The sequence below is a fragment of the Phyllobacterium zundukense genome, from assembly GCF_002764115.1.
GTDB classification, from domain to species: domain Bacteria; phylum Pseudomonadota; class Alphaproteobacteria; order Rhizobiales; family Rhizobiaceae; genus Phyllobacterium; species Phyllobacterium zundukense.
On record NZ_CP017940.1, the window covers coordinates 3,235,107 to 3,261,804 of the forward strand.

A 26,698-nucleotide genomic window follows, 5' to 3' on the forward strand; every position below is an offset into this window, starting at 1 on the left:
CGTTACCCTTCGATCATACGCAGGATGCGCGAATAGACAGCCAATGCCGCTCCGAAGATGATGAGCACCAGCATCGACAGCGTGGCGGCCAGTGGCCAGTTCAGCGTTACGATTGCCTGATCGTAGATTTCCGTTGCCAGCAGGAATACCCGTCCGCCGCCCATGAGCTTGGGCGTAATGAAGGAGGAGATGGCAAGGACGAAGCAAAGAAGACAGCCAAGCGCGATACCAGGGACAGTCAGAGGCAGAATAACGCGCCAGAACGTCCTGAAAGGTGTAGCGCCAAGCGTTCGGGCAGCCTCCTCGACCTTGGGATCGAGCCGGCCGAATCCGGCCATCAGCGACAGGATCATATAGGGCATGAGTATCTCGGTCAGTCCGATGACGACGCCCGTGGTGTTGAACATCATCCGCGGCGGCTGAAACCCCATCGCTGCAATCACATTGGCAACCGGGCCCTGTTCGGCAAGGAGCGCGATCCAGCCATAGGTTCGCACCACAGCAGACGTCAGCAGCGGCGAAATAACCAGAACCGTCAGGAATGTCCGCCAGGCACCGGACGCGCGATGAAGATACAGGGCGATCGGATAGCTCACCAGCAGGGTTGCGAGGGTAATACCCAAACTGACAACGATCGAATTCGTGATGAGTTCGATGTAGAAGCTATCCTGAAGCAACCCCGTCCAGTTGGCGGCGGTGAACGCTTCAGCAATGCCGCCGCCCGGCAGGGCCTCATTGAACGACATTCTTGCCAGATTGAGAACGGGAAGAATAAAGCCGATGGCGTTGACCAGGGCGATCGGCAACAGCAGGGCAATGGCTATGCCGGCAGCGCTGGACGATTTCTGCGCTCCGACAGGCTGATCGAAGGTTGCCGTGGTCATTGATCCACTCCGAAAACCAGCGTGTCCTCGACGTTCCAGGACAGCACGGCCTTGTCACCGGGGCGATGGCTGGCTTGCGACTTTTTCGTGGACTCTTCGACGATGAACTCGGAACCATCGACGTCGAAGTGATACTGGATGACATCGCCAACGAAAGTGATGCGTGAAAGCGATGCGGCGATCCGGTTTGCCGTTTCGCCCTGACCTGTTGAAGTTGCATCCCAATCGATGAGAACCCGGTGGGGGCGCACCATCACCGTGACATCGCCTTGCGCTTCCACGTTCGCCGAACGGACGATCGAAGACCCTATTTGTATACCGGCATCCCCCGTTCGCTTGCCTTTGACGCGGTTCGTGCGTCCCACAAAAGACGCTACAAATGGGGTCGCGGGCCGTTCGTAGATTTCGTGCGGCGTTCCGACCTGTTCTATGAGCCCGCCCTTCATGACGACGATGCGATCGCACATGCTCAGGGCTTCCACCTGATCATGGGTGACGAAGACCGTCGTGATACCGAGCTGCTGCTGGATGTCACGGATCTGCGCCCGCATCTCGTCACGGAGTTTTGCATCGAGATTTGAAAGCGGCTCATCGAGCAAGAGTATCGAGGGCTCGATGACCAGGGCACGAGCCAGGGCGACGCGCTGCTGCTGGCCGCCAGAGAGTTCCCGCGGCTTTCGCCCGGCAAGATGCTCGAGCTGGACCATGGCAAGCGCCTTTGCAACTTTCTTCGCAATCTCGGCACGTGACAGGTCGCGCATTTCAAGACCGAACGCCACGTTCTTCGCCACGGTCATATGCGGGAACAGGGCATAGCTTTGAAAGACCAGACCCATATCGCGCCCATGAGGCGCGATATGGGTCACATCGCGGCCACCGACGGCGATCTTGCCGGCGGTGGGTGCGATCAGACCGGCGATCATCCGCAATGTCGTTGTCTTGCCGCATCCGGAAGGACCAAGCAGGGCAATGAGTTCGCCCTTCCTGACCTCCAGGTTCAGGTTGGAAATGACCTCGACAAGACCATATTTCTTATTGACGCCTTCCAGGCAGAGATACGGGTCGCCAACGGTTTCAACGCCATCGCGTTTGATGGTCTGATGCATCATTGTAGCCTCCAAATTTTCGCTGTTCGAAGTTTAGCGGCTGAGCGGGATGATACGGCGGCGCCATTGCTCGGTGATGCTGTCGCGGACTTTTGCCACCGCCAGCCAGTCGATATCGATCATCTTATCCATATCGTCTGCCGCCGTGCGTTTCAAAGCGGCCTCGGCAACAACCGTCTTCGAGTTTGTCGGCGCATAGAACATTTCACTGGTAAATGCCGCTTGCGCTTCGGGGCTGAGCGCGTAGTCGATGAACTTCTTCGCGGCATCGCCCGCAGGGGCATTTTTTACCAGATTGATCGTGTTTATCTGGAACCCGCTTCCCTCTTCAGGCAGCGCGACGCCAAGCTTCCCGCCTGACGTTAAGGAATAGATCTGCGCGCGGGCATTCCAGCCAATGGCCATTGCCGCCTGTCCATTGGCGATGGGCGCATAGACGTCCGGCTTGGGCTCCCAGGTCTGCACACCGGGAGCCAGCTCGCCAATCTTGGCGATGCCTGCGGAAACGTCGGACTTGTAATCGGTGCCGCCGGCAAGCTTGTTGGCAATAATAGTGAATGTCGTCCCCTGAATATCCGGCACTGCGGGGATGATCAATTTGCCCTCATATTGCTTGTCCCAAAGCGCGTTCCAGGACTTCGGCGCGTCCTTCACCTGATCCGTATTGTAGATGATGACCAGATTGTCGAAGGTAACGCCGACCCCCGCCACACCCTCGGTACGCGCGTTGGGATAGAGATCCTTGACGTTCGGCGAAACGCTTTCATCGACCTTGTCAAACAAGCCCTCATCCGTGCCCGCCTTTGCCACGCTTACATCAAGGATGGCCACGTCTATCTGAGGGCTGCTCTTTTGCGCACGCAATGTGCCAAGCATCTGCGCCGAATTCGGCATGCCGTAGAACTGTACGGTAATGTCGGGATACTTCTTCATGAAAGGCTCGATCACGGCCTTCGTGTAGTGGTCCTGAAATATCCCGCTATAGGCAGTCAGTGTGATGGTCTCCGCTGAGGCGCTGGAGACCGCAGCGATTGTGAGCGCTGAAACAGCAATTGAAAGTTTTGCAAACATCATCTCGTTCCCTGTTTTTATGAGTTGATTGGTATCGATCAAGCGACCTGACGCTTTTGACCCTCCACGATTTTCGTTGCTCCCGAAATGTCGGGAAGGAATTCGCCATTGCGCAAACGTTCGAGCAAAGCGATTTCGTTTTCCTGCATGCCGAGCGCTTTCTCGGCAGCGGCTCGTGCCTGCGACGGTGCGAGTACGACAACGCCACTCTCATCCGCAATAATTGCATCGCCTGGCTTGATAACTTGACCGCCGACTGTAACCGGGACGTTAATCGCGCCCTCCAATCCCAGAATTTTTGTCGTTATCGGCGAAGGACCACGACACCACATCGGCATTTCCACCTTGCGTATCTCGGAAAAATCCGTTGCAGGCCCATCGATCACCGCACCGATAATACCGGCGAGTTTCATGGCATGGGTGACGACACCGCCCCAGCAGGCGTGGCGATCATCGCCACACCGTTCGATGGCAACGAAATCGCCCGGCCGCACGATCTTGGTCAGATAATGCAAAATGGTCGAGTCCGCATGCGGGATGCGAACCGTGACAGCGGTTCCGGCAACACGCTTTTCCGGAAGGACAGCGCGAATTTCGCGATCGACAAAACCCGAATGCAGGAAGTGCCCGATCGTGGCTGTCTCGACCCGTTCCATGAGCCTGATCAGGTCCGCATCGATCTGGCGCGGCATTTCATTGACTTCAAACATGATCCGACCTCTCAAAGAACGTGGTGGCGGGCGACGGGGACATCACCGCGCACTTTTGTGACGTAACCGAGGTCGAGCTTGGAACTGGTGGTGCCGACACCATCGGAACATTGCGCCACTATATGGCCCCATGGATCGATGACCATGGAATGACCCCAGCACCATTTGCGCCCCTCGGCATGCGACATCGTCTGGCCGACGGCGAGGAAATAGGTCTGGGTTTCAATTGCACGGGCGCGGGCCAGCACTTCCCAATGATCCTTGCCGGTCATCAGGGTGAAGGCTGCTGGAAGAACGATGACTTCGGCGCCCTCGTCGCGCAGTTTGCGGAATAGCTCGGGGAAGCGCACGTCATAGCAGATGGCACAGCCGACTTTCGTATCGCCGACCTGATAGGTCACGACATCCTCGCCGCGGCTGATCGTATCGGACTCGCGATAGATCGTGCCCCCTGGCGTATCCACGTCGAACAGGTGGATCTTGCGGTATTTCGCCAGTTCGCCGCCGTCGGGACCGAAGACGATGGTGGTGTTGTAGTATTTATTGCCGTCCTGCTCGACAACGCTGCCTGCATGGATGGTGACCTTGTGCTGAGCGGCAAGGCCCGACATCAGCCGGTAGCCGTCGCCATCCGGAAACGTCTCGCCGTTGGCATAGATATTGTCGCGGCCTTCACCGAGGAAGGCATAATATTCGGGCAATACGATAAGATCGGGCGACTCGTTCTCAACCGCTTCGTTGATGAGACGCGCAGCCGTTTCAAGATTGGCGGCCTTGCTATCCTGCGAGTTCATTTGGACCAGACTGACTTTCACGCTCATTCCTCCATTTTCGATGGATAGATCGTGCGAAAAATATCGGCCCCAGACAAACTCGAAATACTTGAGCAGTCCCATAGAATTTTCTTATAGGCCCTCGATGGGCTCAGGCATCCGCCATGCAAAGGGATACTTCCGCTGCCATCTGCGCAATGATCGACGGGAGAAGACTGTCCGGATGATCGGCATAGACCGCATGAAACGTAAGCGGATGGAATGCGGGCGTAACATCGAGAATTTCCAGAGCGCCCGCATCGACATATTCTCCGAGGATGACGCGGGGCAAAGGCGCTACACCAAGACCATCCTTGGCAAGGCGCATGATCGTGGCAAGCGAATTGGAGTTTGAGATCGTTGGCGCCTCGATCCCTGCTTCACGAAACTGCTGCAACAGCCCATGGTGAGGAACACTTCCCTTTGAAAAGGCCAACAGGGGATAGCTTGCAAGATCAGCCAGCGTCAGTTGCTTTCCCGCCAGCCCATATTTCGGGCTCGCCACCCATACGCAACGATAAGTGCCAAGATCGATATTCACCAAGCCATGATCGAGTGCGGGGCCCATGATCAAAGCGAGATCGATTTTCCGCTCGATTATTTCCCGCGCCATATTGAGGCTCGTATCGACGTTGAGATCGATAGCAATTCCTGGATACCGGTCCTGGACGCGCTCGACGAGACGCGGCAGGAAGGAATGAACGATCGAATCGATGGTTCCGATACTGACCGAACCTTTCAGACTGGTCGGATCAGCAATCGCCTCACGGAATTCACCGACCGCCTTCACAATTTCCTCTGCCTTGGAAACTGCCTGCTGACCGACAGGCGTCAATTTTACCGTGCGCATATCACGATCGAACAGCTGAACACCAAGTTCGCGCTCCAGTGTGGCGATGCGGTTGGAAATCGAGGCTTGCGTTGTGTTCAATTTCTCCGCAGCGGCGCTAAAACTGCCCAGCCGGACGATCCAAAGAAATGTTTCGACAAAGCGCAGGTTCATATTGCTTGTTCCCTTTAGGGAGCCATCTTCATGCAAACGAACCGTGATGCCAATGGTTCTTGCCCGCAATATTCCCGATGTAGGGTGGTTTACTCCGCGCAAACGTCCCGCACACACGCGCGCAACCAGCGATGCGCCGGATCGGCATCCTGCCGCGGGTGCCAGAGCAGTGAAATTGTGACCTCCGGCATGGCGACCGGAAGCGGAAAACTAAACATTCCGGTGCGCAGGGCTCCGGTGTGCCGTTCGGGAACGCTGGCAATCAGGTCGGAGGCCCGAGCGAGAGCCAGCACGGCTGAAAAACCGCCGACGATGGTGACGATCTCCCGTTCCAGCCCAAACGACTTCAAGGCTTCATCAATCGCCCCCTTGTCGATATCCCGCGGCGAGACACCGATGTGCTTGCCCGCCGCATACCGGGAGGGTGTGATCTCGCCTTGGCTCAGCGCGTGCCCCTTCCGCACGACGCCAATATAGCGGTCTCGAAACAAGCCTTGCGCACGCAATTCCGGACTGGTCGACTTCCCTAGAACCCCTGTTTCCAGATCGACGCTCCCGTCGCGAAGAGACGTGCTGTCCTTGCTTGTTTTCTGCACGAAGGATAGCCGCACGCCAGGAGCCTCCTTGCTGACGCGCGCAATGAGATCTGGTCCGAAATTCTCAACAAAGCCTTCGCGGGTCCGCAGCGTGAATGTTCGAACGAGCTGTTTGAGGTTGAGCTTCTCAGCAGGGCGAAGAACCGTTTCTGCCTCCTGCACGAGCTGACTGACACGTTCGCACAGTTCGAGCGCTCGGGGTGTGGGAACGAGACCGCGACTGGCCCTGACCAATAGTGGGTCGCCCGTCGTCTCACGTAAGCGTGCCAGCGCCCGGCTCATCGCCGACGGACTAAGCCGCAACCGTCGGGCGGCACGGGCAACGCTGCCTTCGCTAAGCAGCACATCAAGGGTAACAAGCAGATTGAGATCGGGACGCGGCATACATCGATCGTAGCATGATCGGTTCGATCTGGCATAGCGTCAAACGCACGAATAGAGTGCAAATGATGCGCCTTCCGCCATGTCAGGTAAAGAACTACGTTTCTGGGAACTCCATTTCGGGGGTGAACCAGAAGAAGGAGTTCATGATGAAGCCAATAATTGCTCCACTAGATGAGGCCATCCCTGCTGAGCGAATACCCTCGGTTCGCTGGGCGCTCGCCAGCCTTTCACTATCCATGTTGCTGTCCTCGCTCGGCACCAGCATCGCCACTATTGGCTTGCCGGCGATGGCACAGGCGTTCAACGCTTCCTTCGGGCAGGTCCAGTGGATTGTGCTGGCTTATCTCCTCGCCATCACCACTTTGATCGTCAGCGTCGGAAGGCTCGGTGACATCACCGGCCGCCGCCGGCTGCTGCTGGCAGGGCTCATCCTGTTTACCCTGGCTTCGGCTGTGAGCGGCATGGCGCCCACGCTCTGGCTGCTCATTGTCGCCCGGGCGGTGCAGGGCTTCGGCGCGGCGATCATGATGGCCCTCACCATGGCCTTTATCGGAGAGACGGTTCCAAAGGCAAAGACTGGCAGCGCCATGGGGCTGCTTGGTACGATGTCTTCGATTGGCACCGCTCTCGGCCCATCGCTCGGCGGCGTTCTGATTGCCGGATTCGGCTGGCGGGCAATCTTCCTCATCAACGTACCGGTTGGTCTCCTGACTTTTTTTCTCGCGCTTCGCTATCTGCCCGTTGATCATCGGGCGCCGAAGGCGGATCGGGCTGGCTTTGACCATTTGGGTACCCTGCTGCTTGCCCTGACGCTTGGGGCCTATGCGCTCGCCGTAACGATCGGGCGCGGCAGTTTCGGTCCGCTCAACACGGCGCTGCTGTTGGCTGCTGGCTGCGGAATCGGCTTGTTTGTGCTCGTCGAGGCGAGAGCAGCATCCCCTTTGATCCGGTTGGCGGTGTTCCGCGACCGGGGCTTGAGTGCGAGCCTCGCCACGAGCGCGCTCGTCTCCACGGTGATAATGGTCACGCTGGTGGTCGGACCGTTCTATCTTTCGCGTGTATTTGGGCTCGATGCTGCTCTTGTTGGTCTCGTCTTGTCGGCCGGTCCGATTGCCGGAGCGCTGACCGGTGTCCCGGCCGGTCGCATTGCGGACCGCTTTGGCGCCGGGCGCATGACCGTCATAGGGCTCGGCGGAATGGCGGCCGGTTGCTTCACCCTTTCCCTGATGCCGGTGGCGTTTGGCCTCCCCGGCTACATAGTCCCGCTCATCGTCATCACTACCAGCTACGCGCTGTTCCAGACGGCCAACAACACCGCCGTCATGACAGATATCAGCCCGGACCAGCGCGGCGTCATTTCCGGCATGCTCAACCTGTCGCGCAATCTCGGGCTCATCACCGGTGCATCCGTGATGGGCGCTGTGTTCGCGCTTGCGTCGGCGACGATCGATATTACGACGGCGCGTCCCGAGGCCGTTGCCACCGGTATGCGGATCACGTTTGCAGTTGCGGGGTGTCTGATCGTCGTCGCGCTCGTTATCGCGGTTGGAAGCCGTGCTCTTGCAACACGCCGCCCTTTGGCCCGAACCTAAAGAGATCTGCCTTTATTAAGTTTGCGCAACTTCTTGTCTATCAGCAAAATTCGCCATTGAAGCGGGGCGCCGCATCGGTTAGAACGCTTCGCGCATGCGAGCTTTCCGCAAGCCCCATGCACCCGTAGCTCAGCTGGATAGAGTGCTGCCCTCCGAAGGCAGAGGTCACAGGTTCGAATCCTGTCGGGTGCGCCAGTCTTTCTGGGCTTTGTCCGTACCTTCATTCTCACCCAAAAAGTACAACTCACCAAATACTCACCAGAGGGATTTGAAGCTCGGCGAATCCATGTGACAAGGATGCAGCATGCACAGTCTTGCTATCAGGAAAAAAGCAACCAGATGGTGTCGCGGCGGAGAAACTAACGTGAAACTAGCCATGGCAATCATGATGTTGCTACATAGTTGGACCCAGGGGTTCGCTGCCGAAAACTGGCGGGATCAAGCGGTCGCATCGTTAAAAGCAGAACCTAGAGTTGTCGACGCGATGTTCACCCAGGACATTTCTCTGTGGGTGAAGCGCTTCAAGTCAGCGAGCCAGCTTCAGCGTTTCGTCTCCATCCACGACCCGATTGCCAATCTGTCTCACTTTCCCAGACACGCCCTTTCATCCTCCGACTATCGTGATCTTCGCAGTGCAGCCGTGGCAACGTGGCGCGAAATTGCACATCTCGCTGCCGCTGCCTGACCGTATTCCCTCGCCAATAACTTTACGGTGCCGCTCAACGAAGACCGGAAAGAGGGTTGTTAGCTTGGCGTGAAATATCCAAGGCGGTCCGCAGAAATAATCATGAGTCGGATGTCGGATTTTGCGCCCATCAATCGTCCTGTGGTGAAACAGATTCATAGACGTGATGATGGCAAAGATAGGAGTTAGCTCAGATGTCGGCAGAGACGAAGGTGAAAGGCCCTGCTTCGTATTTTCCTTCTATTGAGAAGACATACGGCAAGCCGATAAGCCACTGGCTGAAGGTGCTGGATGAAATGAAGGAAAGAAGCACATGGAGATGGTTTCCACACTCAAGTCGGAGCACAAAATGGGTCATGGGCACGCCAATGCTCTAGTTGCGTACCATCGGGCCCAGAATGCAGCCTGACCGACCGGGAGCGGACAACAGCGGCATTGGCGCCAGGGGCCGAATGACCGCTGGGATCGACCTGGGCCGTTCAACGTGCACCGTCCATAAATCAATCGGATGACTGCAACGGGTGGAAAGCCGAAGTCTGAAAACCCTCGGTGTCTTTCGTTCTGTCCACAATTTAAGTAATGTTCCGTCTATACTCTGGAGGTATCATGGTCTTCGATCCCATCTCGTGCCGCATCGCTTCAGTCGTGGAACAACTCTGAGCAACGTGCGAGGAGAGATCACAGGGAGTAATGGCATGGCTATCGATTTCAACCACACAATACTGTTGGCCCGCAACAGCGAGGCATCGGCAAAATTCTTGGCGGAAATGCTTGGCCTTCCAGCCCCGAGGCACTGGGGACCTTTCCAGATGGTCACAACCGAAAACGGTGCCAACCTCGACTACATGGATACCGACGGCGAAATCACGCCGCAGCATTATGCGTTCCTGGTCAGCGAAGCCGAGTTCGACGAGATCTTCAGTAGGATTCGTGAACGGAATCTCCCGTACTGGGCTGACCCTAGCCGGACGCAGCCGGGCGAGATCAATCACCACGATGGAGGCCGTGGCGTTTATTTCGAGGACCCGAACGGTCATCTTATCGAGATCATTACCCGTCAATACGGCAGCGGCGGATGGAACCCGTGATCGTTCGGTGACGTAGCCAGACTGTTATTCGGCGTTCAGTTTGACCCTGCCTACGCATCCAATCGCGACCCTATCATGCGGGCGAGAGGACAGTCCCGGCTGTATTTCCCATGTTAACGTGACATCACCATGCAGACTATGTGAGTGATCGTGGTGGAGCGGAAACGCTCGTTCGACCACGATTTGTGCGACCCGAGGCTACTTAGCCACGGCGTAGACCTCGTGTGTGTCCATTTGAGCATTGATGCCGGGCATACCGTCCGATTGAAACGATCCGCCAGCAACATGGAATTCGTTGCCAATGAACCCAGCCACGAAACCGTGCCGTGCGATCTGCATGTGCGGGAGCGTTTGCCAAGTGTCGGTTTTGGGGTCATAGGCTTCAAGGGCCCAGTATGTCCGCTTGCCCTCAGGGTCCTGATATTCGCCGCCAGTCACATAAATCTTGCCATTGTAGGCTGCACCTGAAACGCCCCCGCGCCTGGTCGGTGACCTGGACTTGAAAGTCCACGTATCGGCTTTCGCATCGTAGGCTTCTACGAGGTCTGTGACATCGCTCTTTGTCACAAAAGGAAGGCCAACTCGACCGTCAATCGCATAAATTTCGCCGTCAACTCCCGCCGCTAAGAAATGGTTACGCTCGACCTGCATAGGGGCACGCTCGCGCCAGGTATTGGTGGCGGGGTCGTACTCCTCGACTGTCCTTCCGACAATGTTCGGCACCCCGGCCCAGAGGGGTTCTTTCATTTCGCGGCCGTGTTCATGAGTATGGGCACCCCCAATCACGTAAATCTTCCCGTTCAATGCGACAGCCTGCGCCGAACCGCGAGCGATCGGCATCGGTGCAAGCTTCGACCAGCTATTAGTTTTGGGGTCGTACGAGAAAGAGTCCGCAATTGGCTGCCACCGCCGCGCACCTGGCGTCCCGACGAACCCGCCGAACACGTAGACCTTACCGTCGAGGCCGACAGTAGCGGTGTGGTGTGCTGGCTCCGGCATGTCCTTTAGGCGAGACCAACTGTCTGCTTTAGCATCATAAACAATGACGGAACCGACGGGCGCGGTCTGGGGCACATCGATGCCACCGATGATGTACCATTTGTCGTCTATCACGGCGCTCGAATTCTCGCTCTGCGCGACGGGCATTGGCTTGGCCATTCGCCACGCTCCATCCTGAGCATAAGCGGACGAGACGGTAATTGAGGCGGCGAGTAGCGCAGCCGAAATCCAAGAGGCCTTCATAAAATCACTCCTTTGGCCGGACGATGCCTTGGGGCCACGCTGGTTATCGATTGCGTGACCTTTCGTGCCTCAGGAGTTACCCCACTAGAGGAGCCGGGAGAATTACGAGGTTCGGAATGGACCTTTAAGCCAGACTGAAGAATGGGCCGTTCTTTGGCCCGACTGCGAAGCGGGCAGATCGCGCGCCGGCCACAGTAACAAAGACGTGTCTTGATGTGTCTGAGATATATTTTAATTATGAAGTTTCCTGCGCCGATTTTAAGCCCTTACCACGCAAGGACGACTCATGACCGAAATCCAATCGCCCACACGCCGACGGTTCCTTGGAGCAACAGCGTCGGGTCTCGCAACGCCATATCTGCTTCAATCGAATACCTTCGTCGCCAGCGCATTTGCTCAGGAAGCGGAAGCCCCGTCGGATTTTCGCGTAACCAGAATCCAAGTGGGCTCGTTCAAGATCACCATTGTCAGTGATGGAGGCACAATTCAGAATCGACCTTGGGAAACCTATGGAACGGACCGCAAACCACACGAGGTCCAAGCACTTCTAAAGGAAAACTTCCTTCCGACTGACAAGTTCGTAGTCAGCTACGCGCCCCTCATCATCGACACCGGCACCGAAGTCATCCTTGTCGACACCGGCTTCGGCGAAAATGGAAGGCCAAATGGTGCTGGCAAAATGCTCGCCGCATTGCAATTCGCCGGATACACGCCCGATCAGATCAGTTTGGTGTTCCTCACCCACCTACACAGAGACCACGTTGGCGGGCTGCGAGAGGCTGGAGCCGAGACGTTTCCCAAAGCTCGCTATGCCGTGAACGCGACCGAGTTCGACTTCTGGGTCTCGGAGGCGCGGATCGGGTCTGCGGCGGAACCAAACCACCGCGACGTCATCGAGAAAGTCAAACCGCTTGCGCCACGTATTTCATTCGTATCGGACGGCGAGGGTGTCTTGCCGGGCATTACTGCCCTCGCAGCACCAGGGCATTCGCCGGGCCACATGATTTTGAATATCGAGTCCGACGGACGACGCGTCGTCCTTGCGGCAGACACAGTCGTCCACTACGCACTCGGATTGCAGCGTCCAAACTGGGAGGTTCGCTTTGACATGGACAAGCCAGCCGCTGCGGCAACCAGGAAGAGAGTATTGGACATGATTGCATCCGATAAGGTTCCCTTCCTTGGCTACCACATGCCTCATCCCTCCATTGGCTTCCTGGATCGCAAGGGGGATGGATACTATTTCGTCCCTGCAACATATCAGTTCGCTATCTGAGGCCGCTAAATCGGGCTGACGTCAGTGGTCACGACATCGAACAATCCCGCTGCGGTATCGTGTACTTTAGGAGCGCAATAATTTGATGTGGCGGTGGACACCCCGGAGAATGATCTTACAACCGCTCAATCTTCCGCACCGCCTCATCGATTATCTCCGCGACGTCGAGCTGTAGCTCTCTCGGTGGGTCTCCTGCGAGCTGTTGGCCAAGCGCCGTTTTCAAGTTCTGCATAGCGCGACCCACCGGTCCTGCTGACACATTTGCCCCTCGAAAACGCAAGGCCTCAATCCTTGCCAGAACACCTTGAGCTTCATCTCGATGCTCTTCGAGATGCCGCATCCCTTGCTCGGTTAGGTGATAGGCACGCTTCTGCACGTCTGGAGCCGACGATTGCAGAAGGTCTTGATCCATCATCAAGGCGAGGCGCGGATACACAATCCCCGAACTCGGAGCGTAGGTTTCACCCGACCTCCTCTTGATCTCCTTGATCAAGTCGTAGCCATGCCGGGGGTCGCTACCTTCTATGAGAAGGAGCAGAAGCAATCCCAATTCGTCGCTGTCGAGCATGCGGCGGCTTGATGACGTCTGCGAACCGTTATGTTTATCTTCCATTTGTTTCTCAACTTATATCTAAGACATATCTTGACATTATTTTAGCATGTTTCTATCTGTAATGCCAATGCGGACATACCCCGCTGATCCCAAATCAAGTGTGAGACTATACAATGAAAAAGGTTGCAGTTTTGGTTGGCTCGCTGCGCCGCGAGTCCATCAATGGAAAACTCGCGCGGGTGCTGGCCCGGCTGGCTAAGGACCATCTTGAATTCGACATCATCGATTTGGCTAACGTGCCAATGTATAATGACGAACTTTGGGAAAACGTGCCTGAAGCGGTGATCGAGCTAAAACAGCGGATCGCAAAAGCAGACGGCGTTTTGTTCATGTCTCCTGAATATAACCGATCCTTCACAGCGGTACTCAAGAATGCCATCGACTGGGGCACACGTCCCTATGGCCAGAACTCTTTCTCAGGCAAGCCTGGGGCAATCATCGGTACGTCGCCGGGTGCAATAGGATCGGCCGTTGGGCAAAGCCAGCTTCGCAGCGTCCTGGGTGCGATCCAGGTCGTCGTTATGGGGCAGCCAGAAATCTATCTCTCGTGGAACGACGACCTGGTTGATGCTGACGACAACGTTGTTGTCGAATCCACCAAGAGGTATCTCGAAACCTGGGTTGATCATTTTACGCGTTGGATCGAACGCTTGGCTCCCCCAGCCTGAACATTCAACACTTTGACAAGGGCTGAGGACATATCGGCGGCGGCCATCTGCGGTCGGTGATCACTACGAAAGAGACCCGTTCAATGCCCCACACATATCGAATAACAGTCGAGGAACTTGGCGAAGCTGCTTTCGCCTCTGACGCCAGAACTCTTACGTTTGATGCCAGCAATCACGACGATCTAATCCGGATTCTCGAACTTATGCGCGATAAAGCTATTCTCCCCGATGGCGAGACCGCTGAATTCACCATCGGCCTCAAGCTCTTCACCGAGGTCGTGTTGCGGCATCGAGCGGAGCCGCTGTTTAGCGAACTCTTTCCACACCTTGGCGCGTTCATGAAAAAGCTCAAGGGATACGAGAAAGCTTCAATATGAACGATTCTCACTCATACGGTTTCTGGCAGCAGCCACTGTCGGTAGCTGTTTCCTCGTCATGACCGACGATGACAACCTATTGAATGCCATCGCTGCAGTCTCTGACCGGGCATCTTCGATGGACCGTAGTGATATCCGAGAAGTGTCCGACGAGCTTCACAGGCGCTTTCCCCATCGAACTGCTCAGGAGATCGAGCAGCGACTAAAGAGCACTCTCCGTGCCAGGGCGAAGGTAGCACGGTCCCATTTTTGACGGCGCAAAACTGGTTTCGGTGATCGCGATATCGCGCACTCGCGTGACATCCCAGTTACCGTGGGGCACTCTACAACTGACATCGGGTCGGTCTAAGGCAGGGAGCCGCTTATTGTACAAACCTGAAATGCGCGAGCTAACTGCTTTCGTCGAGGTCGCACGCCAACTCAACTTCACGCGAGCCGCCGCCAATGTCGGCGTCTCGGTTCCAACTTTCAGCCAGACCCTTCGCGGCTTGGAGGAGAAGCTTGGGGTGCGCCTTTTAACGCGTACGACCCGCAGCGTCTCCCTTACTGACGCAGGGACGGATTTCCTAGCTTCCTTGGAGCCACTGTTGGCGAGCCTTGATGTAGCTCTTGACGGACTGAACAGATTTCGCAGTGAGACCGGTGGTCGCCTACGGATTCTTGGCTCCAGGACCGCTTCCACGCTCATTGTTGGCCCCTTGATTGGACGCTTTCTTTCTACTCATCCCGACATCGAGCTAGAGATGCTGGTCGACGATCTTCACGTTGACTTGGTCGAAAGTCGGATCGACGCTGGTATCCAGGTCGGTGAGCGGATCGAGAAGGATATGGTCGCTGTGCGCCTCGTCGATCCATTCGAAGAAGTGGTTATGGCTTCGTCTGAGTACCTTCAGAAGCAAGGTGAACCAGATACCCCTGCTAGCCTCAACGAACATCGGTGCATCCGATTGAGGTCCTCTTGGGACGGCACTGTCCACCCGTGGGTGCTCACAAAAGGTGAGGAAAAGGTTGAACCTTCGACAGGTGCGCACTTTGTCGCCAACGATTTGCGCGTTCTAGCTTCGGTCGTTCGGGGCGGTGGAGGGATCGGATTGCTTCCTAAAGTCCTTGTCAAAGATGCGTTGGCGTCGGGAGAACTTGTCCAGCTCCTCGACGGCTGGAGTTCCTGGATATCAGGCATCTATCTTTTTTATCCGAGCAGGCGGCAGATGCCTGCCGCCCTTGGCGCGTTCATTAAGTTCATGCGAGAGAACAAGCCCGGTCCAGGTTGGCTATCGGCCCTGTGAAGGATCGAGGGCAAGGTGTTGATGCCGGACTGAAGTGAGCCGCGATAACCGCTCCGCCAAGGGCAGCACCAAGCGCATTGGCAACATTGATCGCGCAACCGTTTAGCATTGCGCCCAGCGCCTGTGCGTGTCCAGCGACATCCATAAGACGGGCCTGCAACGGCGGCACGAGAGCGAGCGCCGCCAATCCAGCAACGAAGACGCTGATGGAGATCGCAATCGTGTTGTGAACACTAAAGAAGAAGATCGCGAAGGCCACGAGGTTCAAGACCAGCAGTATGCCTATCGCCCGCATTATGCCTCGATCCGCGAGCCAACCACCCAAGAAGTTTCCAACGAACATACCAAGCCCGATCACGACCAAAACGAGCGGGGCGTGACTTTCGGATATTCCAGTGACGGACACCAGGGTTGGCACCAGATAGGTATATACCGCGAAGAGGCCGCCGAGACCGACTGAACCTATCCCGAAAGCCAGCCAAACCTGTGGTTTTGCCAAAGCGCTCAATTCCTTGAGAGGACCGGAGCCGTGCGCAGCCTGAATTGCCGGAACGCTGGCCCGACAGATGATAGCCGCAAGGGCCGCCAGCGCTGCCAACAGGAAGTACGTTAGACGCCACGTCGTATGCTCTCCGAGGAAAGTCCCGACCGGAGCGCCTATAAGGTTGGCAAGGCCTAGCCCCATCATAACTCGGGCAACGGCTTGCGCCCGCCTACCCGGATGAGCCAACGTTGCTGCAATGAGGGATGCGATCCCGAAGTATGCTCCGTGAGGAAGGCCGGACATGAAACGTGCTGCGATCAGTGTCGAAAAGCTACCAGTAAGTGCAGACAATGCATTTCCGGCCGCGCAGAAGAGAAGGAGAAAGACCAGCAGCATGTGGCGTGGCGTTTTAGCCGCCATTGTTGCGATCAACGGAGCGCCGATGACGACGCCAAGAGCGTAGGCAGTGACAGAGGTTCCGGCAACATCAATCGTGACGTGGCTATCGCGGGCCATTTCGGGTAGCAGGCCCATGGCGGCGAATTCGGAAGTGCCGAGGAGAAATGCTCCCAGGATCATCGCCGATTCCGCCGCGAGCGTCTGCAAGCGTGTGTGTGGTTGGTGTGTCATGAGATACTCGGATTAAAGCCGCAGCGGAGACCAGTTCAGGGACAAAGCATTCGCAGGCCGAGGCCTGGAGAGGCGGCGGCCCGCGACACTCGCGGCGACAGTCGGATTGTAACGGGAATTTGGCGGTCCCGCTGATTGTCACCACGGCGGGGGGTGGATTACGGCGTCGGCACGAAGATGTCGCGGGAATAAACCGGCAGCGAGACAACGGAAACCAGGCTTTGCGACCCGTCGAAGACAGCGGTAAGTTTTCCGCCTTCTGCCTTGAGCAAAAACGAGCGGAGACGTTCCGACTTCGCACCTTCAGCCTGAACGACGTCAGTTGCTTCGTTGTAACGGTAGATGCGGGAGAAGCTTGGCTTCAACTGCGAATATACATGGCTCTCAGCCTTCTCTGTTTTGAGAGGACCGCGCTCAAATTCTGCTTGCAGAGAAACCTTCTCTCCGCCTCCTTCGAATGTCCACGATTCAGTGACCACCGATGGATTCGAGCTGTACTTCACCGAACGAGTAACGTCGTCAGTAGCTTTTTCCGCAATTTCGTATGGGCCTGCGCCGCAGCGAGACAAGCCGTCGAACAGCATCAGGACATCTTCGCTACTGCCCTTTTTGCGGACGGGAATCCCAAACAGCACATACCGGTATGGCGCACCGACTTTTCCATCAGTCCCAACTGCAAACAGCTGATCTACGAACTCGACCTGCAGATTCGCGCCCGCAGAGGGTCCTTCTTTGATCGGGCTAAGCTCCCAGCCCTCAGGCAGAAACTTCTCCAAAGCAGTGGTGGAGGCTTTGTAAGCCAGAATGGTGCGAACGTCAGTGTTGCTGCCACTAAAGTTTTCAGCGGCCTCAGCGGGTGTTGGCATGATCGGAGCCGCGATCAGTGCAAGGGTCAACGCAATATCGACAGGATTGAATTTGAACATGATCCTATTCCTTTGAAAGGGGCGCACTCGCGCGCGCTATGACCGTTAGAGGGCGGCTAGGCCAGCTTTGGCGCAAACGTCGTCTTGATCCCCCGTGCCACCGCTGGCAGCGAGAGCGCCGATGATCTTGCCGTCCTTGATCACCGGCCACGCACCAGGAGCAGCGAGGACGCCAGGCATGGTCAGCATGAACGGACCGGCTTTCGCAGTTACGTCGTAGAATGCACGTGTCGGGCGCTTGTAGAGGGCTGCTGCGGCGGCCTTTTCAACGGCGGCCTGGGAGAGTTCGGTGTCATCCATCTTTTCGTAGTATACAAGGGCACCGTGTGTGTCGGTCACTGCAATAGCCATTGGCCAGCTGTGAGCAGCACATTCCTTGGTTGCTGCAGCGGCAATAACCTTGGCGGTATCCACGGAGATGTCAGCGCCGTATTTAGGAAGGGTGACTGCAGCCATTGCGCTCCACTTAGAAATAGACATAGGCGTTTCCTTTCGTTCATCATTCTGATCGGCTCGCTTTGCGCTAGCTATCGATCCGGTTTTGAGTAGGCCGGACGGTGAACGAGAGGTTTTCATGTCATCTGCCGGTCTTGATGAAAGGAAAATGCCCAGCGACCTCAGCACTGAATGACGAAGTCCGAAATGGACTATTAGGCGTTGTCAAATAATATCGGCGATTTCGACGCAGCCTACCGAGAACGCGCAAAGCATTTGAACGGTCGCGCTTGAGCCCTTGATCATCTAGTGCCCATGATCGCTCCCGAGGTGCCGAGGACGCAGTTCATGGACCGGCATCGTAAACTTAACACGTCCGCCATTATGATATGGGATCGCCGCCGGGGCGGAAACGCGCTGGCGCAGTTGATTACAAGCGAGATCTCATAGCGAAGGATTTCAGATCGTTCCACTGGAACAATAGCGCGGTGCCGCACGTTACTTGAGATTGGAGTGCCATCACGAGTAACACGCATTTGCTCAGGGCATGAGCCGCGGAGCGGCTAAGAGCACTCATAGGAAACGTCCATGGATACCACCACCCTTCTAATCGTAGTTCTTCTCATTGTTCTACTAGCCGGAAGCGGTTGGCACGGCCGTGGACACTGGTATTGAGCAATCCCATACGGCCTCAACGAGATACCGGACTGTTTATCGGCATTGTTGAGATGCCGCAGACAAGGAGCATAGCATGAACAACCTCATATGGCTGGTCGGAGCAGTCGTCATTGTACTCTTTGTACTCGGTTATTTTGGGCTTCGGTAGAAGTCACCTTGCAGCGAGCAAGCCGCCCGACGAGGAGTGATCGGTAGTGATACCTCTCGGCAAGCCGATCGAACAGATTTTGGGGGTCGCTGCGCTTCTTTTGCTGGCGATCGGCTGCGTTGTTGTGCTTTGGCCCTTTCTGTCGGCCATCCTGTGGGCGGCGGTCATATGTTTCTCGACATGGCCCATCTATAAGAAGTGCGAGCGGGCAGTCGGCGGCTACAAAGCACTGGCGGCCGCCCTGATGACATTGCTGGTAGTCCTCGTTCTTGTCGCCCCGTTTGCCGTCATGGTGGCGGCTCTGGCGGACAGCATAGGCAGCCTGATCACGGGGACGATCCGCATTCTCGAGCAAGGTCCTCCGGCGCCACCGCGTTGGGTCGAGGGGGTGCCGGTGGTTGGGGCGAGCTTGGCTGGCTATTGGCAGAGCTTGGCTCACGACGCTCCCGCCTTCATCGTTGAGCTCAAGAAGTTGGTCGGCCCCGTCACCGATATCGCCGTAACTGGCGGAACGGTATTCGGGATTGGCCTTCTTGAACTCGTGCTGAGTGTATTCACCGCCTTTTTCTTCTATCTCCACGGCCGACGGATGACAGCCTATATGCGCGAAATCAGCGAACGATTCGCCGGCTCCCGCGGCCAACAGCTGCTCATGGTGGTCGGAGCAACCGTGAAGGGCGTCGTTTACGGCCTAATCGGTACGGCACTTGCGCAAGCCCTCTTGGCTGGTATCGGTTTCTGGATCGCCGGCGTTCCTCAGGCGTTAGTGCTTGGTTTCCTCACGTTCGTTATGTCGTTTGTCCCCGTCGGCCCCCCGCTTGTGTGGGGCGCGGTGGCGCTATGGCTCATTATGCAGGGAATGTTTTGGTGGGGCGTCTTCGTTGTGGCATGGGGTTTGCTGCTTGTCAGTAGCATCGACAATGTCCTCAGGCCTTATGTCCTCGGTAAGGCCAACAATCTGCCCGTGCTGCTCGGTCTGTTCGGGTTGCTTGGTGGGGTTCTCGCCTTTGGCCTCATTGGCATATTCCTCGGCCCGGCGCTGCTTGCGGTCGCCTACAGCCTCTTCCTTGAGTGGACCGCCGCCGAGTTAGAGGAACGCAGGCATCCCACGCCGCCTCCGACGGATGCTGACTGAGCTCTTGATTTAGAGAAGTGGCGTGTTGGAACCATAAAGTATTGTGGAGCGGTTGACGGTGGAGGCTCTCCAAACGGGTAGGAACCCACGGGACTACATCGGATACAAGGCATTTCAAGCAAATATTTGCAGATACAGCTTAAGCTCGCTTCGGAACAAATCCGCGTGAATACCGTTTCTTAGCAGCTGCATTTCAAGGAATAATCCCATGGCCGACGCACCTGAGCCTGCACTACCGAGTGCTGACAATATGCAAAAATCCCTGGAGAAACAGATCGCGGCGCTTCGAAACGAGATCGCGAAAATCAACAGAACGATAGCGAAGCGAAGCACCAAAATACTGAACAATGCGCATGACCAGGCCTCCGATCTGTCTGAAGGCGCATCGTCGCTGGCCTCACGGGCAACGCAGCAACTGCGCACGCAAGCTCAAGCAGTTTCCGAGATTGCGCGCGAAAACCCCGGCACCACGACTTCTATACTTGGCATCGTCGGTATTATCGGTTTCCTGCTGGGCGTCGCTGTTGGGCAAACTTTGACCGATACGCGTCGTCGATGGTATTGATCTCGACCACTGAGCATTTGAAGGACCCTAGGGAATCTGCCCGTTTTCTTCTCTTCCCAACAATAGACAGGGCACGAGCCCGCATCGGTCGTCGATTTCCAGGCGCTTGGCATTTACATTCTATCGCGCGGGACCGACCAGAAACTGGCAATCATCCCGATGATGATGGACGGCAAACTCGTCGCGACTCGACTGGATTGAACGAGACGCGGGCAAGAACCTTGCGCTCCAAAGAACCTGCTCGCAGCGAGGAGGAAACGGGAGTAGAATTATGGAGGCCGGAAAGACGGTGAGTGTTCCCGTCGACCGAGGGACCCAATAGCGAGGCGTTCTTCACCTCGCTGGAGAGGGTGGCCATGGGAGTAGATCATGCCGAGCGGCGGCTGGTCGCAATTCTCGCCGCCGACATTGTGGGTTATTCGCGACTTATCGAGGCTGACGAGGCTGGCACGCTGACCGCGATGAAAGCGTTGCGCTGCGAAGCAATCGACCCATTGGTGGCGGAATATCACGGGCGCATTGTTAAGCAGATGGGCGACGGCTTGATCATGGCATTCGGCTCTGTGGTAGATGCTGTTGCTTGCGCGGTGGCTTTGCAAAAGGAGGTCGCAACACGCCAGGCGGAGGTTTCACCTGAACGCCGCCTTCTCTTCCGTATGGGCATTAATCTCGGCGACGTCGTGGTTGAGGGCGATGATTTGCTGGGTGATGGTGTAAACGTCGCCGCTCGCCTGGAGCAGATATGTGAGTCCGGAGGGCTTTTTATATCCGGTACTGCCTATGACCAGTTGCAAGGCAAGCTCGAACTGCCGCTGGAATTTATCGGCGAACAGCATGTGAAAAACATCACGCGGCCCGTGCGTACCTATCGCGTACGGTTCGAGGGATCCGAGCGCAGTCGGCGGTTTAAGATCCGACACTTTCGCAAATGGGGCATTCCCGCGACAATTGCCCTGCTTCTCTTGGCTGCCGCCCCTGTCCTATGGTTAAGCCCGTGGAAGACGAGTGTCGAAACGGCGTCGATGGCCCGCATGGCACTCCCCCTCCCTGACAAGCCGTCGATCGCGGTCCTGCCGTTTGACAACATCAGCTCGGATCCCGAACAGGCCTATTTCGCCGATGGCATGACGGAAGACCTGATCACGGACCTTTCGAAGCTGTCGGGCATCTTCGTTATCGCTCGGAATTCCACGTTTGCCTACAAGGGCAAACCCACGAAGGTGCAGCAGGTTGCGGAGGATCTAGGGGTCCGTTACGTATTGGAGGGCAGCGTGCGACGCCAGGGCGACCAGGTCCGCATCAACGCACAGCTCATAGACGCTCTTGGAGGTCATCATTTGTGGGCTGACCGCTATGACGGCGCGATGAGCGACATCTTTTCGCTTCAGGACAAGGTCATCGGCGAGATCGTGTCTGCACTCACAGTCGAGTTCACGACTGCGGAGAAAGCTGAATCCGAGCAGGTGGAGACCAAGAGCCCGCAGGCCTACGACGCTTTGCTCCAGGGCTGGGACCATCTGCGCCGTGACACCGAGGATGAGACGCTCAAGGCAATTCCTCTTTTCGAAACGGCAGTCGCTCTCGATCCCAATTATAGCCGTGCTTATGCGGCGCTCGCTTCGGCGAATTGGAGAATTGCGGTTTCCAATTGGGAGGCGGCCAGTCTCGGCTTTCAGAAGGCGATGGAACGCGTGGATCAAAACCTGGCCTTGGCAATGCGAAAGCCAAATCCGCTTGCCTATGCGATCTCGGCCGAGGTGCTGGCAAGACAGGGCCACTATGACGAAGCTTTTGCCGGAGTCAGCCGAGCCATGGAACTCGCTCCGAACGATCCAGAAAATCATATCAGCAAGGCGCGTGTCCTGAACGCCACGGGCCGTGCCCCGGAGGCCGAACGGGAAGTGCGACAGGCCATGCGGCTCGATCCGCAATACCCGCCAAGCTATCTGCGGGTCCTTGCGATGTCGCTGTTCCACCAGGAGAAGTACGAGAATGCGGTCGAGAGCCTCGAACTCCTTGTGACTCGACAATCGGATGTGGCCGAGGATTATGCCACGCTGGTGTCGAGCTTCGGTCATCTCGGGCGCACCGATGGCGTCAAGGCCAACATCGCAAAGTACGATGCGCTCACTGTTCCTGCCGGCTACTCCCCTCTCACTGTTCAGGAACTGGGGTGGTATTGGTATGGTGACATTTTCTATTACGAAAGGACCTACCGCGATCGTCTGCAGGAGGGCCTGCGAAAAGCCGGGGTGCAGGAGGGAGCCGGGACTGATATTTCATATGACGACTACGCTCGACTGATAAGCAAGAGCAACGGCGAGTACAACGTCAGGGGTACCACGAAAATAGACGCGCCCACGGCCAAGCGGCTGCACGACCGCGGCGTCAAACTGGTCGATGTGCGCACCACCCTGAGCTTCAATCGCGGGCATGTACCAGGAGCCATCAACTTATCTGTCGTGGAGAATTTATCCAACGACACGCTTTCGAACGCCGCAAACAAGGACGAGGAAGTCATCTTCTCATGCCATGGCAAATATTGCGGAGACTCGGCCTACGCATCGGCCAAAGCTTTGGTATGGGGGTTCAAGAACGTCTACCATTTTGCTGGTGGCTTCCCCGCCTGGGAGGACGCCCACTACCCGGTTGAGGCCAGTATGCCGCAATAGTCGGGTATACCTCGGAACTACACGGAGGATGTCATGGACATTGCCGGGTGGCTCGCGGGCCTTGGGCTCGCCAAATATGCCACGACCTTCGCTAAGAACGAGATCACTCCCGAAGTGCTCCCGCATCTGTCGGATGCGGACCTTGAAGCGCTGGGCCTCCCGATGGGCCCGAGGAAGCTCGTGTTGGCCGCGATTGCGGAGCTCGGCAAGTCTGACATGCCAGCGGCCGGTTCAACGCCCAGCCCGGAAGCCGAACGTCGCCAACTGACGGTGATGTTTGTTGATCTCGTCGGATCCACCGCATTGTCAGGTCGATTGGACCCGGAAGAAATGGCCGAGGTGATCCGGACGTACCAACACGCGGTGGCCGCGGAGATCACGCGCATGGATGGCCACGTCGCGAAGTTCATGGGAGACGGAGTGCTGGCCTATTTCGGTTGGCCGCGGGCGCACGAGGACGAGGCCGAACGGGCGGTGCGGGGCGGCCTCGCCATCGCCGCAGCAGTCGCCCGGCTGGCGACGCCAGCCAAAGAACCCTTGGGGGCCCGGGTGGGCATCGCAACGGGTCTGGTGGTCGTGGGCGATCTCGTTGGCGAGGGCGCTGCGCAGGAGGCGGCGGTGGTCGGCGAAACGCCGAACCTGGCGGCACGACTGCAATCCCTGGCCGAGGTCGGCTGTGTGGTCATCGCCGCCTCGACGCGGCTGCTGCTTGGCGAGCTTTTCGAGCTGGTGGATCTCGGCACTCACGACCTCAAGGGGTTCGCCACTCCGGTGCAGGCGTGGCTGGTCATTGGCGAGAGCCAAGCCGAGGGCCGCTTCGAGGCGCTGCACGGGATGCGGCTCGCGTCGCTCGTCGGCCGCGATCAGGAACTGGCCGCGCTCCTCGAATGCTGGCGGCTGGCAAAGGATGGCATCGGTCAGGTAGCTCTGCTGTCGGGCGAGCCGGGCATCGGCAAGTCGCGCGTCGCGGTCGCCCTGCGTGAGCGACTTCATGGCGAGGAATGCCTGTCGCTGCGCTATCACGGCTCCCCCTATCACACGAACAGCGCACTGTTCCCGGTGATGGACCAGCTGCGGCGCGCAGCCGGAATCGAACACCACGATGTGCCCGAGGTGAAGTTGGCCAAGCTGCAGGCACTGCTTGTCTTGGCTGTATCTGACCCGAAATTGGCGATCCCATTAATCACTGAACATTTGGCGATCCCGACATCAGGTCAATACTCCCTCCCCGAGTATGGACCGGAACAGAAAAAAGCGAAGACGTTTCAAGTACTGCTTGCCCAACTTGAAGGCCTCGCGGCAAAGCAGCCGGTGCTCATGACGGCCGAAGATGTTCACTGGTTCGATCCCACGAGCCTCGAGCTGTTCGATCGCGTCGTCGATCGGATCGAGCGCATGCCGGTCTTGCTGATTGTTACCTTTCGGCCCGAGTTCATACCACGCTGGACCGGCCGGCCGCATGTGACCCTGCTGACCCTCAATCGTCTCGGGCGGAGCGAAAGCGCGGTGTTGATCGACCATCTCTCCGGCGGGCGGCCGCTTCCTGCCGACGTGCAAGCACATATTCTCGCCAAGACCGAAGGCGTGCCGCTATTCGTCGAGGAGCTCACAAAGGCGGTGCTCGAATCGGGACTGCTCCGCGAAACCGGCGAGCGCTACGAGCTCACCGGCTCGCTGCCGCTGCTTGCCATCCCCTCGACGCTGCAGGACTCGCTCCTGGCTCGCCTCGATCGGTTGATGCCGGTTAAGGAGATAGCGCAGATCGGCGCTGTCATAGGCCGCGAGTTCAGCTACGAGTTGCTCGCCGCGACCGCGCAGATGGACGAGCCGAAGCTCAGGACCGCTCTGGATGAACTCGTCCGCGCCGAACTCGCGTTTTGCCGGGACACGCCCCCGGATGCAATCTACACTTTCAAGCATGCGCTGGTGCGGGATGCCGCCTACGAGTCGCTGCTGAAGAGCCGACGCCAGCAACTCCACTGCCGGATCGCCACGGTCCTCCGCGAACGCTTTCCCGACCGAGCGGAGGCGGAGCCGGAGGTGCTTGCCCATCATGCAACCGAGGGCGGTCTGCTCGATGATGCCGTATCGTACTGGCACAAGGCGGGCCTGCGCGCCAATTATCGCTCGGCCAACGCAGAAGCCATCGCCCACCTCTCCAACGGCCTCGATCTTCTCGCGACACTTCCCGAGACTCCGGAACGCCACAACCGCGAGATCGACCTCCAGCTTGCACTCGGCATTCCACAGGTCGCCGCTAAGGGCCATGGATCAGCCGAGGCCATGGCCGCCTACACACGGGCACACGAGCTATGCAACATACTCGGCAGCGAGACATCCCAGTTCTTCCCCGTCTTGCGTGGACTGTGGACCTGCAATCGCGCCCGGGGGCAGATGCGCACGGCGCGTGACCTTGCCGACCAGCTCGTCACGATTGCCCGGCGCTCCGGGGACCACTCCCTGCTGCTGGAAGCCCAGCACACCCAATGGACGACGCGATACTGCCTCGGCGAGTGGCAGTCGGTATGCGAGCACACGGCACAGGGTCTCGCCCTCTACCGACCCGAGCATTTTTCTCACGCTTTCATGTACGGCGGTCACGACCCTGCGGTGTGCGCCATTGCCCACGAGGGGGTAAGCCTGTGGATGCTCGGCTTTCCAGACCGGGCGCTGGCCCGAGCAGAAGAAGCCCTGGCCCTGGCCCGCAAACTGTCGCATCGCCCCAGCATTATGCACGCCCTTTGGTATGCGATCATCCTTCACTGCTTTCGCGGCGATGCTGCCGCGGCTCGGGAAAAGATCGAGATGGTGTTGCAGATGGCGCGTGATGGAGTGCCCCGCTGGATACCCTATGCCACGCTGCAGAGGGCCTACATTTCGGCGCTTGGTAACAAACAGCAGGCTCGAACGAGCATGACCACGATCCAAGAGGCCCTTGCAGCCGACCTGTCTGATGACGTGGAGGTGACTGGCTTTCATGTGTGCCTTTTCGCCAGCGTCTGTGGACTGGCCGGCGAGGCAGACGCCGGCATGAATGCATTGAAGCCAGCAATAGCCGAGGTGGCGGCCAGCGGCGCGCGCCTCTGGGAGTCGGAACTTCACCGGATCGCTGGAGATCTCCTACTACTCGGCTCAGCAGCACTCGATGTCGAGCGAAGCGAAGCACATTATCTCCGCGCCATCGAGGTAGCTCAGGAACAGCACGCCGCATCCCTCGATCTGCGCGCATCGACCTCGCTTGCTCGCCTGTGGGCCCACCGTGGAGACCGGCGGAAAGCCTGCGACCTGCTCGCGCCTGTCTACGCCTGGTTCACCGAGGGCTTTGATACGCGCGATGTCATTGATGCCAAGGAGTTGCTCGACCAACTTCGATAGATGCAATTACAATGATCGAAGCCATCCTTCCTTCCGCTAGCCCCCGCGCGCTCTTCGCTAAGCGACTCCATCGGAATCCTCCAATGTCACGCTGACTTGGTTAATCGCCATCGCTGAAGGGATTCGATCCAATCCCGTTGCGCGCGAGATCGACGTCGCCGTCATGAAACGAACGGTGGAATGGCAATCTCGCGAATTCAATTGATCGGTGTTTGGGAATGTCCGCATAGCGCCAAGAGCCGACTTGTCAAGGAAGC

At 57.5% G+C, this 26,698-nt stretch carries 22 protein-coding genes, 1 tRNA gene and 2 pseudogenes; 13 read left to right on the forward strand and 12 right to left on the reverse strand.

What is annotated here, in order from left to right:
- Positions 1-2: 2 nt before the first annotated feature.
- The 7 genes from BLM14_RS16225 to BLM14_RS16255 form a co-directional block, all read right to left on the reverse strand.
- Positions 3-884: an ABC transporter permease gene (locus BLM14_RS16225; RefSeq protein WP_100000342.1), complete on the reverse strand. Its 882-nt coding sequence runs from the start codon at positions 882-884 to the stop codon at positions 3-5.
- Positions 881-1,993, reverse strand: coding sequence for an ABC transporter ATP-binding protein (locus BLM14_RS16230; protein WP_100000343.1), 1,113 nt, complete (start codon positions 1,991-1,993; stop codon positions 881-883). The genes BLM14_RS16225 and BLM14_RS16230 overlap by 4 nt, the downstream gene beginning before the upstream one ends.
- Before the next feature lie 30 nt (positions 1,994-2,023).
- Complete coding sequence (locus tag BLM14_RS16235) at positions 2,024-3,061, reverse strand: ABC transporter substrate-binding protein (RefSeq protein WP_237143390.1); 1,038 nt, start codon at positions 3,059-3,061, stop codon at positions 2,024-2,026.
- Between the two features lie 38 nt (positions 3,062-3,099).
- Entirely contained in the window at positions 3,100-3,771 is a 672-nt protein-coding gene (locus BLM14_RS16240; RefSeq protein WP_100000344.1) for an RraA family protein, read from the reverse strand.
- A gap of 11 nt (positions 3,772-3,782) precedes the next feature.
- Positions 3,783-4,565, reverse strand: a complete 783-nt coding sequence (locus tag BLM14_RS16245) for a carbon-nitrogen hydrolase family protein (protein WP_237143561.1) — start codon at positions 4,563-4,565, stop codon at positions 3,783-3,785.
- A 130-nt stretch (positions 4,566-4,695) separates the two neighbouring features.
- Complete coding sequence (locus BLM14_RS16250; RefSeq protein WP_100000345.1) at positions 4,696-5,586, reverse strand: LysR family transcriptional regulator; 891 nt, start codon at positions 5,584-5,586, stop codon at positions 4,696-4,698.
- A gap of 89 nt (positions 5,587-5,675) precedes the next feature.
- Positions 5,676-6,566, reverse strand: a complete 891-nt coding sequence (locus BLM14_RS16255) for a LysR family transcriptional regulator (RefSeq protein WP_100000346.1) — start codon at positions 6,564-6,566, stop codon at positions 5,676-5,678.
- Positions 6,567-6,712: 146 nt separating this feature from the next.
- On the opposite strand from BLM14_RS16255, the gene BLM14_RS16260 reads away from it, so the two are divergent.
- The 5 genes and pseudogenes from BLM14_RS16260 (at position 6,713) to BLM14_RS16280 (ending at position 9,931) form a co-directional block, all read left to right on the forward strand.
- Positions 6,713-8,158, forward strand: a complete 1,446-nt coding sequence (locus tag BLM14_RS16260; protein WP_100001408.1) for an MFS transporter — start codon at positions 6,713-6,715, stop codon at positions 8,156-8,158.
- Between the two features lie 118 nt (positions 8,159-8,276).
- Positions 8,277-8,353: transfer RNA gene (locus BLM14_RS16265), tRNA-Arg, on the forward strand.
- Positions 8,354-8,669: 316 nt separating this feature from the next.
- A pseudogene (locus BLM14_RS16270) lies at positions 8,670-8,843 on the forward strand (IS6 family transposase); the annotation flags it as partial.
- A gap of 194 nt (positions 8,844-9,037) precedes the next feature.
- Positions 9,038-9,252: pseudogene (locus tag BLM14_RS16275) on the forward strand (DUF4287 domain-containing protein).
- A gap of 286 nt (positions 9,253-9,538) precedes the next feature.
- The gene (locus tag BLM14_RS16280; protein ID WP_100000347.1) at positions 9,539-9,931 is read left to right on the forward strand and encodes a VOC family protein; all 393 of its coding nucleotides are present in this window, start codon (positions 9,539-9,541) and stop codon (positions 9,929-9,931) included.
- Between the two features lie 198 nt (positions 9,932-10,129).
- Here the strand turns inward: BLM14_RS16280 and BLM14_RS16285 are convergent, their stop codons facing one another.
- The gene (locus BLM14_RS16285; RefSeq protein ID WP_162293166.1) at positions 10,130-11,089 is read right to left on the reverse strand and encodes a Kelch repeat-containing protein; all 960 of its coding nucleotides are present in this window, start codon (positions 11,087-11,089) and stop codon (positions 10,130-10,132) included.
- Between the two features lie 370 nt (positions 11,090-11,459).
- Here BLM14_RS16285 and BLM14_RS16290 point away from each other — a divergent pair, with 370 nt between their 5' ends.
- On the forward strand, positions 11,460-12,449 hold the full coding sequence (locus BLM14_RS16290) for an MBL fold metallo-hydrolase (protein WP_100000349.1): 990 nt from the start codon (positions 11,460-11,462) through the stop codon (positions 12,447-12,449).
- A 115-nt stretch (positions 12,450-12,564) separates the two neighbouring features.
- On the opposite strand, the gene BLM14_RS16295 is transcribed toward BLM14_RS16290, so the two are convergent.
- On the reverse strand, positions 12,565-13,062 hold the full coding sequence (locus BLM14_RS16295) for a PadR family transcriptional regulator (RefSeq protein WP_100000350.1): 498 nt from the start codon (positions 13,060-13,062) through the stop codon (positions 12,565-12,567).
- A 113-nt stretch (positions 13,063-13,175) separates the two neighbouring features.
- Between BLM14_RS16295 and BLM14_RS16300 the strand changes: the two genes are divergently transcribed.
- The 3 genes from BLM14_RS16300 (at position 13,176) to BLM14_RS16310 (ending at position 15,393) form a co-directional block, all read left to right on the forward strand.
- Positions 13,176-13,730, forward strand: a complete 555-nt coding sequence (locus BLM14_RS16300; RefSeq protein ID WP_100000351.1) for an NADPH-dependent FMN reductase — start codon at positions 13,176-13,178, stop codon at positions 13,728-13,730.
- Between the two features lie 83 nt (positions 13,731-13,813).
- The gene (locus BLM14_RS16305) at positions 13,814-14,107 is read left to right on the forward strand and encodes a DUF3861 domain-containing protein (protein WP_100000352.1); all 294 of its coding nucleotides are present in this window, start codon (positions 13,814-13,816) and stop codon (positions 14,105-14,107) included.
- A gap of 365 nt (positions 14,108-14,472) precedes the next feature.
- Positions 14,473-15,393: a LysR family transcriptional regulator gene (locus tag BLM14_RS16310; protein WP_100000353.1), complete on the forward strand. Its 921-nt coding sequence runs from the start codon at positions 14,473-14,475 to the stop codon at positions 15,391-15,393.
- On the opposite strand, the gene BLM14_RS16315 is transcribed toward BLM14_RS16310, so the two are convergent.
- From BLM14_RS16315 to BLM14_RS16325, 3 genes are all read right to left on the reverse strand, one after another.
- Positions 15,347-16,507, reverse strand: a complete 1,161-nt coding sequence (locus BLM14_RS16315; protein WP_100000354.1) for an MFS transporter — start codon at positions 16,505-16,507, stop codon at positions 15,347-15,349. The two genes, BLM14_RS16310 and BLM14_RS16315, sit on opposite strands and share 47 nt — an antisense overlap.
- A gap of 158 nt (positions 16,508-16,665) precedes the next feature.
- Positions 16,666-17,433 (reverse strand): hypothetical protein, encoded by a 768-nt coding sequence (locus BLM14_RS16320; RefSeq protein ID WP_100000355.1) that lies wholly within the window; start codon positions 17,431-17,433, stop codon positions 16,666-16,668.
- 45 nt (positions 17,434-17,478) lie between these two features.
- Positions 17,479-17,913, reverse strand: a complete 435-nt coding sequence (locus BLM14_RS16325; RefSeq protein ID WP_100000356.1) for a GlcG/HbpS family heme-binding protein — start codon at positions 17,911-17,913, stop codon at positions 17,479-17,481.
- A gap of 827 nt (positions 17,914-18,740) precedes the next feature.
- Here BLM14_RS16325 and BLM14_RS16330 point away from each other — a divergent pair.
- The 4 genes from BLM14_RS16330 (at position 18,741) to BLM14_RS16345 (ending at position 26,441) form a co-directional block, all read left to right on the forward strand.
- Positions 18,741-19,829, forward strand: a complete 1,089-nt coding sequence (locus tag BLM14_RS16330; protein WP_100000357.1) for an AI-2E family transporter — start codon at positions 18,741-18,743, stop codon at positions 19,827-19,829.
- A 208-nt stretch (positions 19,830-20,037) separates the two neighbouring features.
- The gene (locus tag BLM14_RS16335) at positions 20,038-20,394 is read left to right on the forward strand and encodes a hypothetical protein (protein WP_100000358.1); all 357 of its coding nucleotides are present in this window, start codon (positions 20,038-20,040) and stop codon (positions 20,392-20,394) included.
- Positions 20,395-20,750: 356 nt separating this feature from the next.
- On the forward strand, positions 20,751-23,066 hold the full coding sequence (locus BLM14_RS16340) for a rhodanese-like domain-containing protein (RefSeq protein WP_100000359.1): 2,316 nt from the start codon (positions 20,751-20,753) through the stop codon (positions 23,064-23,066).
- A 33-nt stretch (positions 23,067-23,099) separates the two neighbouring features.
- Positions 23,100-26,441, forward strand: coding sequence for an adenylate/guanylate cyclase domain-containing protein (locus tag BLM14_RS16345; RefSeq protein WP_100000360.1), 3,342 nt, complete (start codon positions 23,100-23,102; stop codon positions 26,439-26,441).
- Positions 26,442-26,698 lie beyond the last annotated feature (257 nt).

Excerpts from the sequence above, each read along its gene's own strand:
- BLM14_RS16225 (WP_100000342.1), bottom strand. The coding sequence starts at position 884 with ATGACCACGGCAACCTTCGATCAGCCTGTCGGAGCGCAGAAATCGTCC.
- BLM14_RS16230 (WP_100000343.1), bottom strand. The coding sequence starts at position 1,993 with ATGATGCATCAGACCATCAAACGCGATGGCGTTGAAACCGTTGGCGAC.
- BLM14_RS16235 (WP_237143390.1), bottom strand. The coding sequence starts at position 3,061 with ATGTTTGCAAAACTTTCAATTGCTGTTTCAGCGCTCACAATCGCTGCG.
- BLM14_RS16240 (WP_100000344.1), bottom strand. The coding sequence starts at position 3,771 with ATGTTTGAAGTCAATGAAATGCCGCGCCAGATCGATGCGGACCTGATC.
- BLM14_RS16245 (WP_237143561.1), bottom strand. The coding sequence starts at position 4,565 with ATGAACTCGCAGGATAGCAAGGCCGCCAATCTTGAAACGGCTGCGCGT.
- BLM14_RS16250 (WP_100000345.1), bottom strand. The coding sequence starts at position 5,586 with ATGAACCTGCGCTTTGTCGAAACATTTCTTTGGATCGTCCGGCTGGGC.
- BLM14_RS16255 (WP_100000346.1), bottom strand. The coding sequence starts at position 6,566 with ATGCCGCGTCCCGATCTCAATCTGCTTGTTACCCTTGATGTGCTGCTT.
- BLM14_RS16260 (WP_100001408.1), top strand. The coding sequence starts at position 6,713 with ATGAAGCCAATAATTGCTCCACTAGATGAGGCCATCCCTGCTGAGCGA.
- BLM14_RS16280 (WP_100000347.1), top strand. The coding sequence starts at position 9,539 with ATGGCTATCGATTTCAACCACACAATACTGTTGGCCCGCAACAGCGAG.
- BLM14_RS16285 (WP_162293166.1), bottom strand. The coding sequence starts at position 11,089 with ATGGCCAAGCCAATGCCCGTCGCGCAGAGCGAGAATTCGAGCGCCGTG.
- BLM14_RS16290 (WP_100000349.1), top strand. The coding sequence starts at position 11,460 with ATGACCGAAATCCAATCGCCCACACGCCGACGGTTCCTTGGAGCAACA.
- BLM14_RS16295 (WP_100000350.1), bottom strand. The coding sequence starts at position 13,062 with ATGGAAGATAAACATAACGGTTCGCAGACGTCATCAAGCCGCCGCATG.
- BLM14_RS16300 (WP_100000351.1), top strand. The coding sequence starts at position 13,176 with ATGAAAAAGGTTGCAGTTTTGGTTGGCTCGCTGCGCCGCGAGTCCATC.
- BLM14_RS16305 (WP_100000352.1), top strand. The coding sequence starts at position 13,814 with ATGCCCCACACATATCGAATAACAGTCGAGGAACTTGGCGAAGCTGCT.
- BLM14_RS16315 (WP_100000354.1), bottom strand. The coding sequence starts at position 16,507 with ATGACACACCAACCACACACACGCTTGCAGACGCTCGCGGCGGAATCG.
- BLM14_RS16320 (WP_100000355.1), bottom strand. The coding sequence starts at position 17,433 with ATGTTCAAATTCAATCCTGTCGATATTGCGTTGACCCTTGCACTGATC.
- BLM14_RS16325 (WP_100000356.1), bottom strand. The coding sequence starts at position 17,913 with ATGTCTATTTCTAAGTGGAGCGCAATGGCTGCAGTCACCCTTCCTAAA.
- BLM14_RS16335 (WP_100000358.1), top strand. The coding sequence starts at position 20,038 with ATGGCCGACGCACCTGAGCCTGCACTACCGAGTGCTGACAATATGCAA.
- BLM14_RS16340 (WP_100000359.1), top strand. The coding sequence starts at position 20,751 with ATGGGAGTAGATCATGCCGAGCGGCGGCTGGTCGCAATTCTCGCCGCC.
- BLM14_RS16345 (WP_100000360.1), top strand. The coding sequence starts at position 23,100 with ATGGACATTGCCGGGTGGCTCGCGGGCCTTGGGCTCGCCAAATATGCC.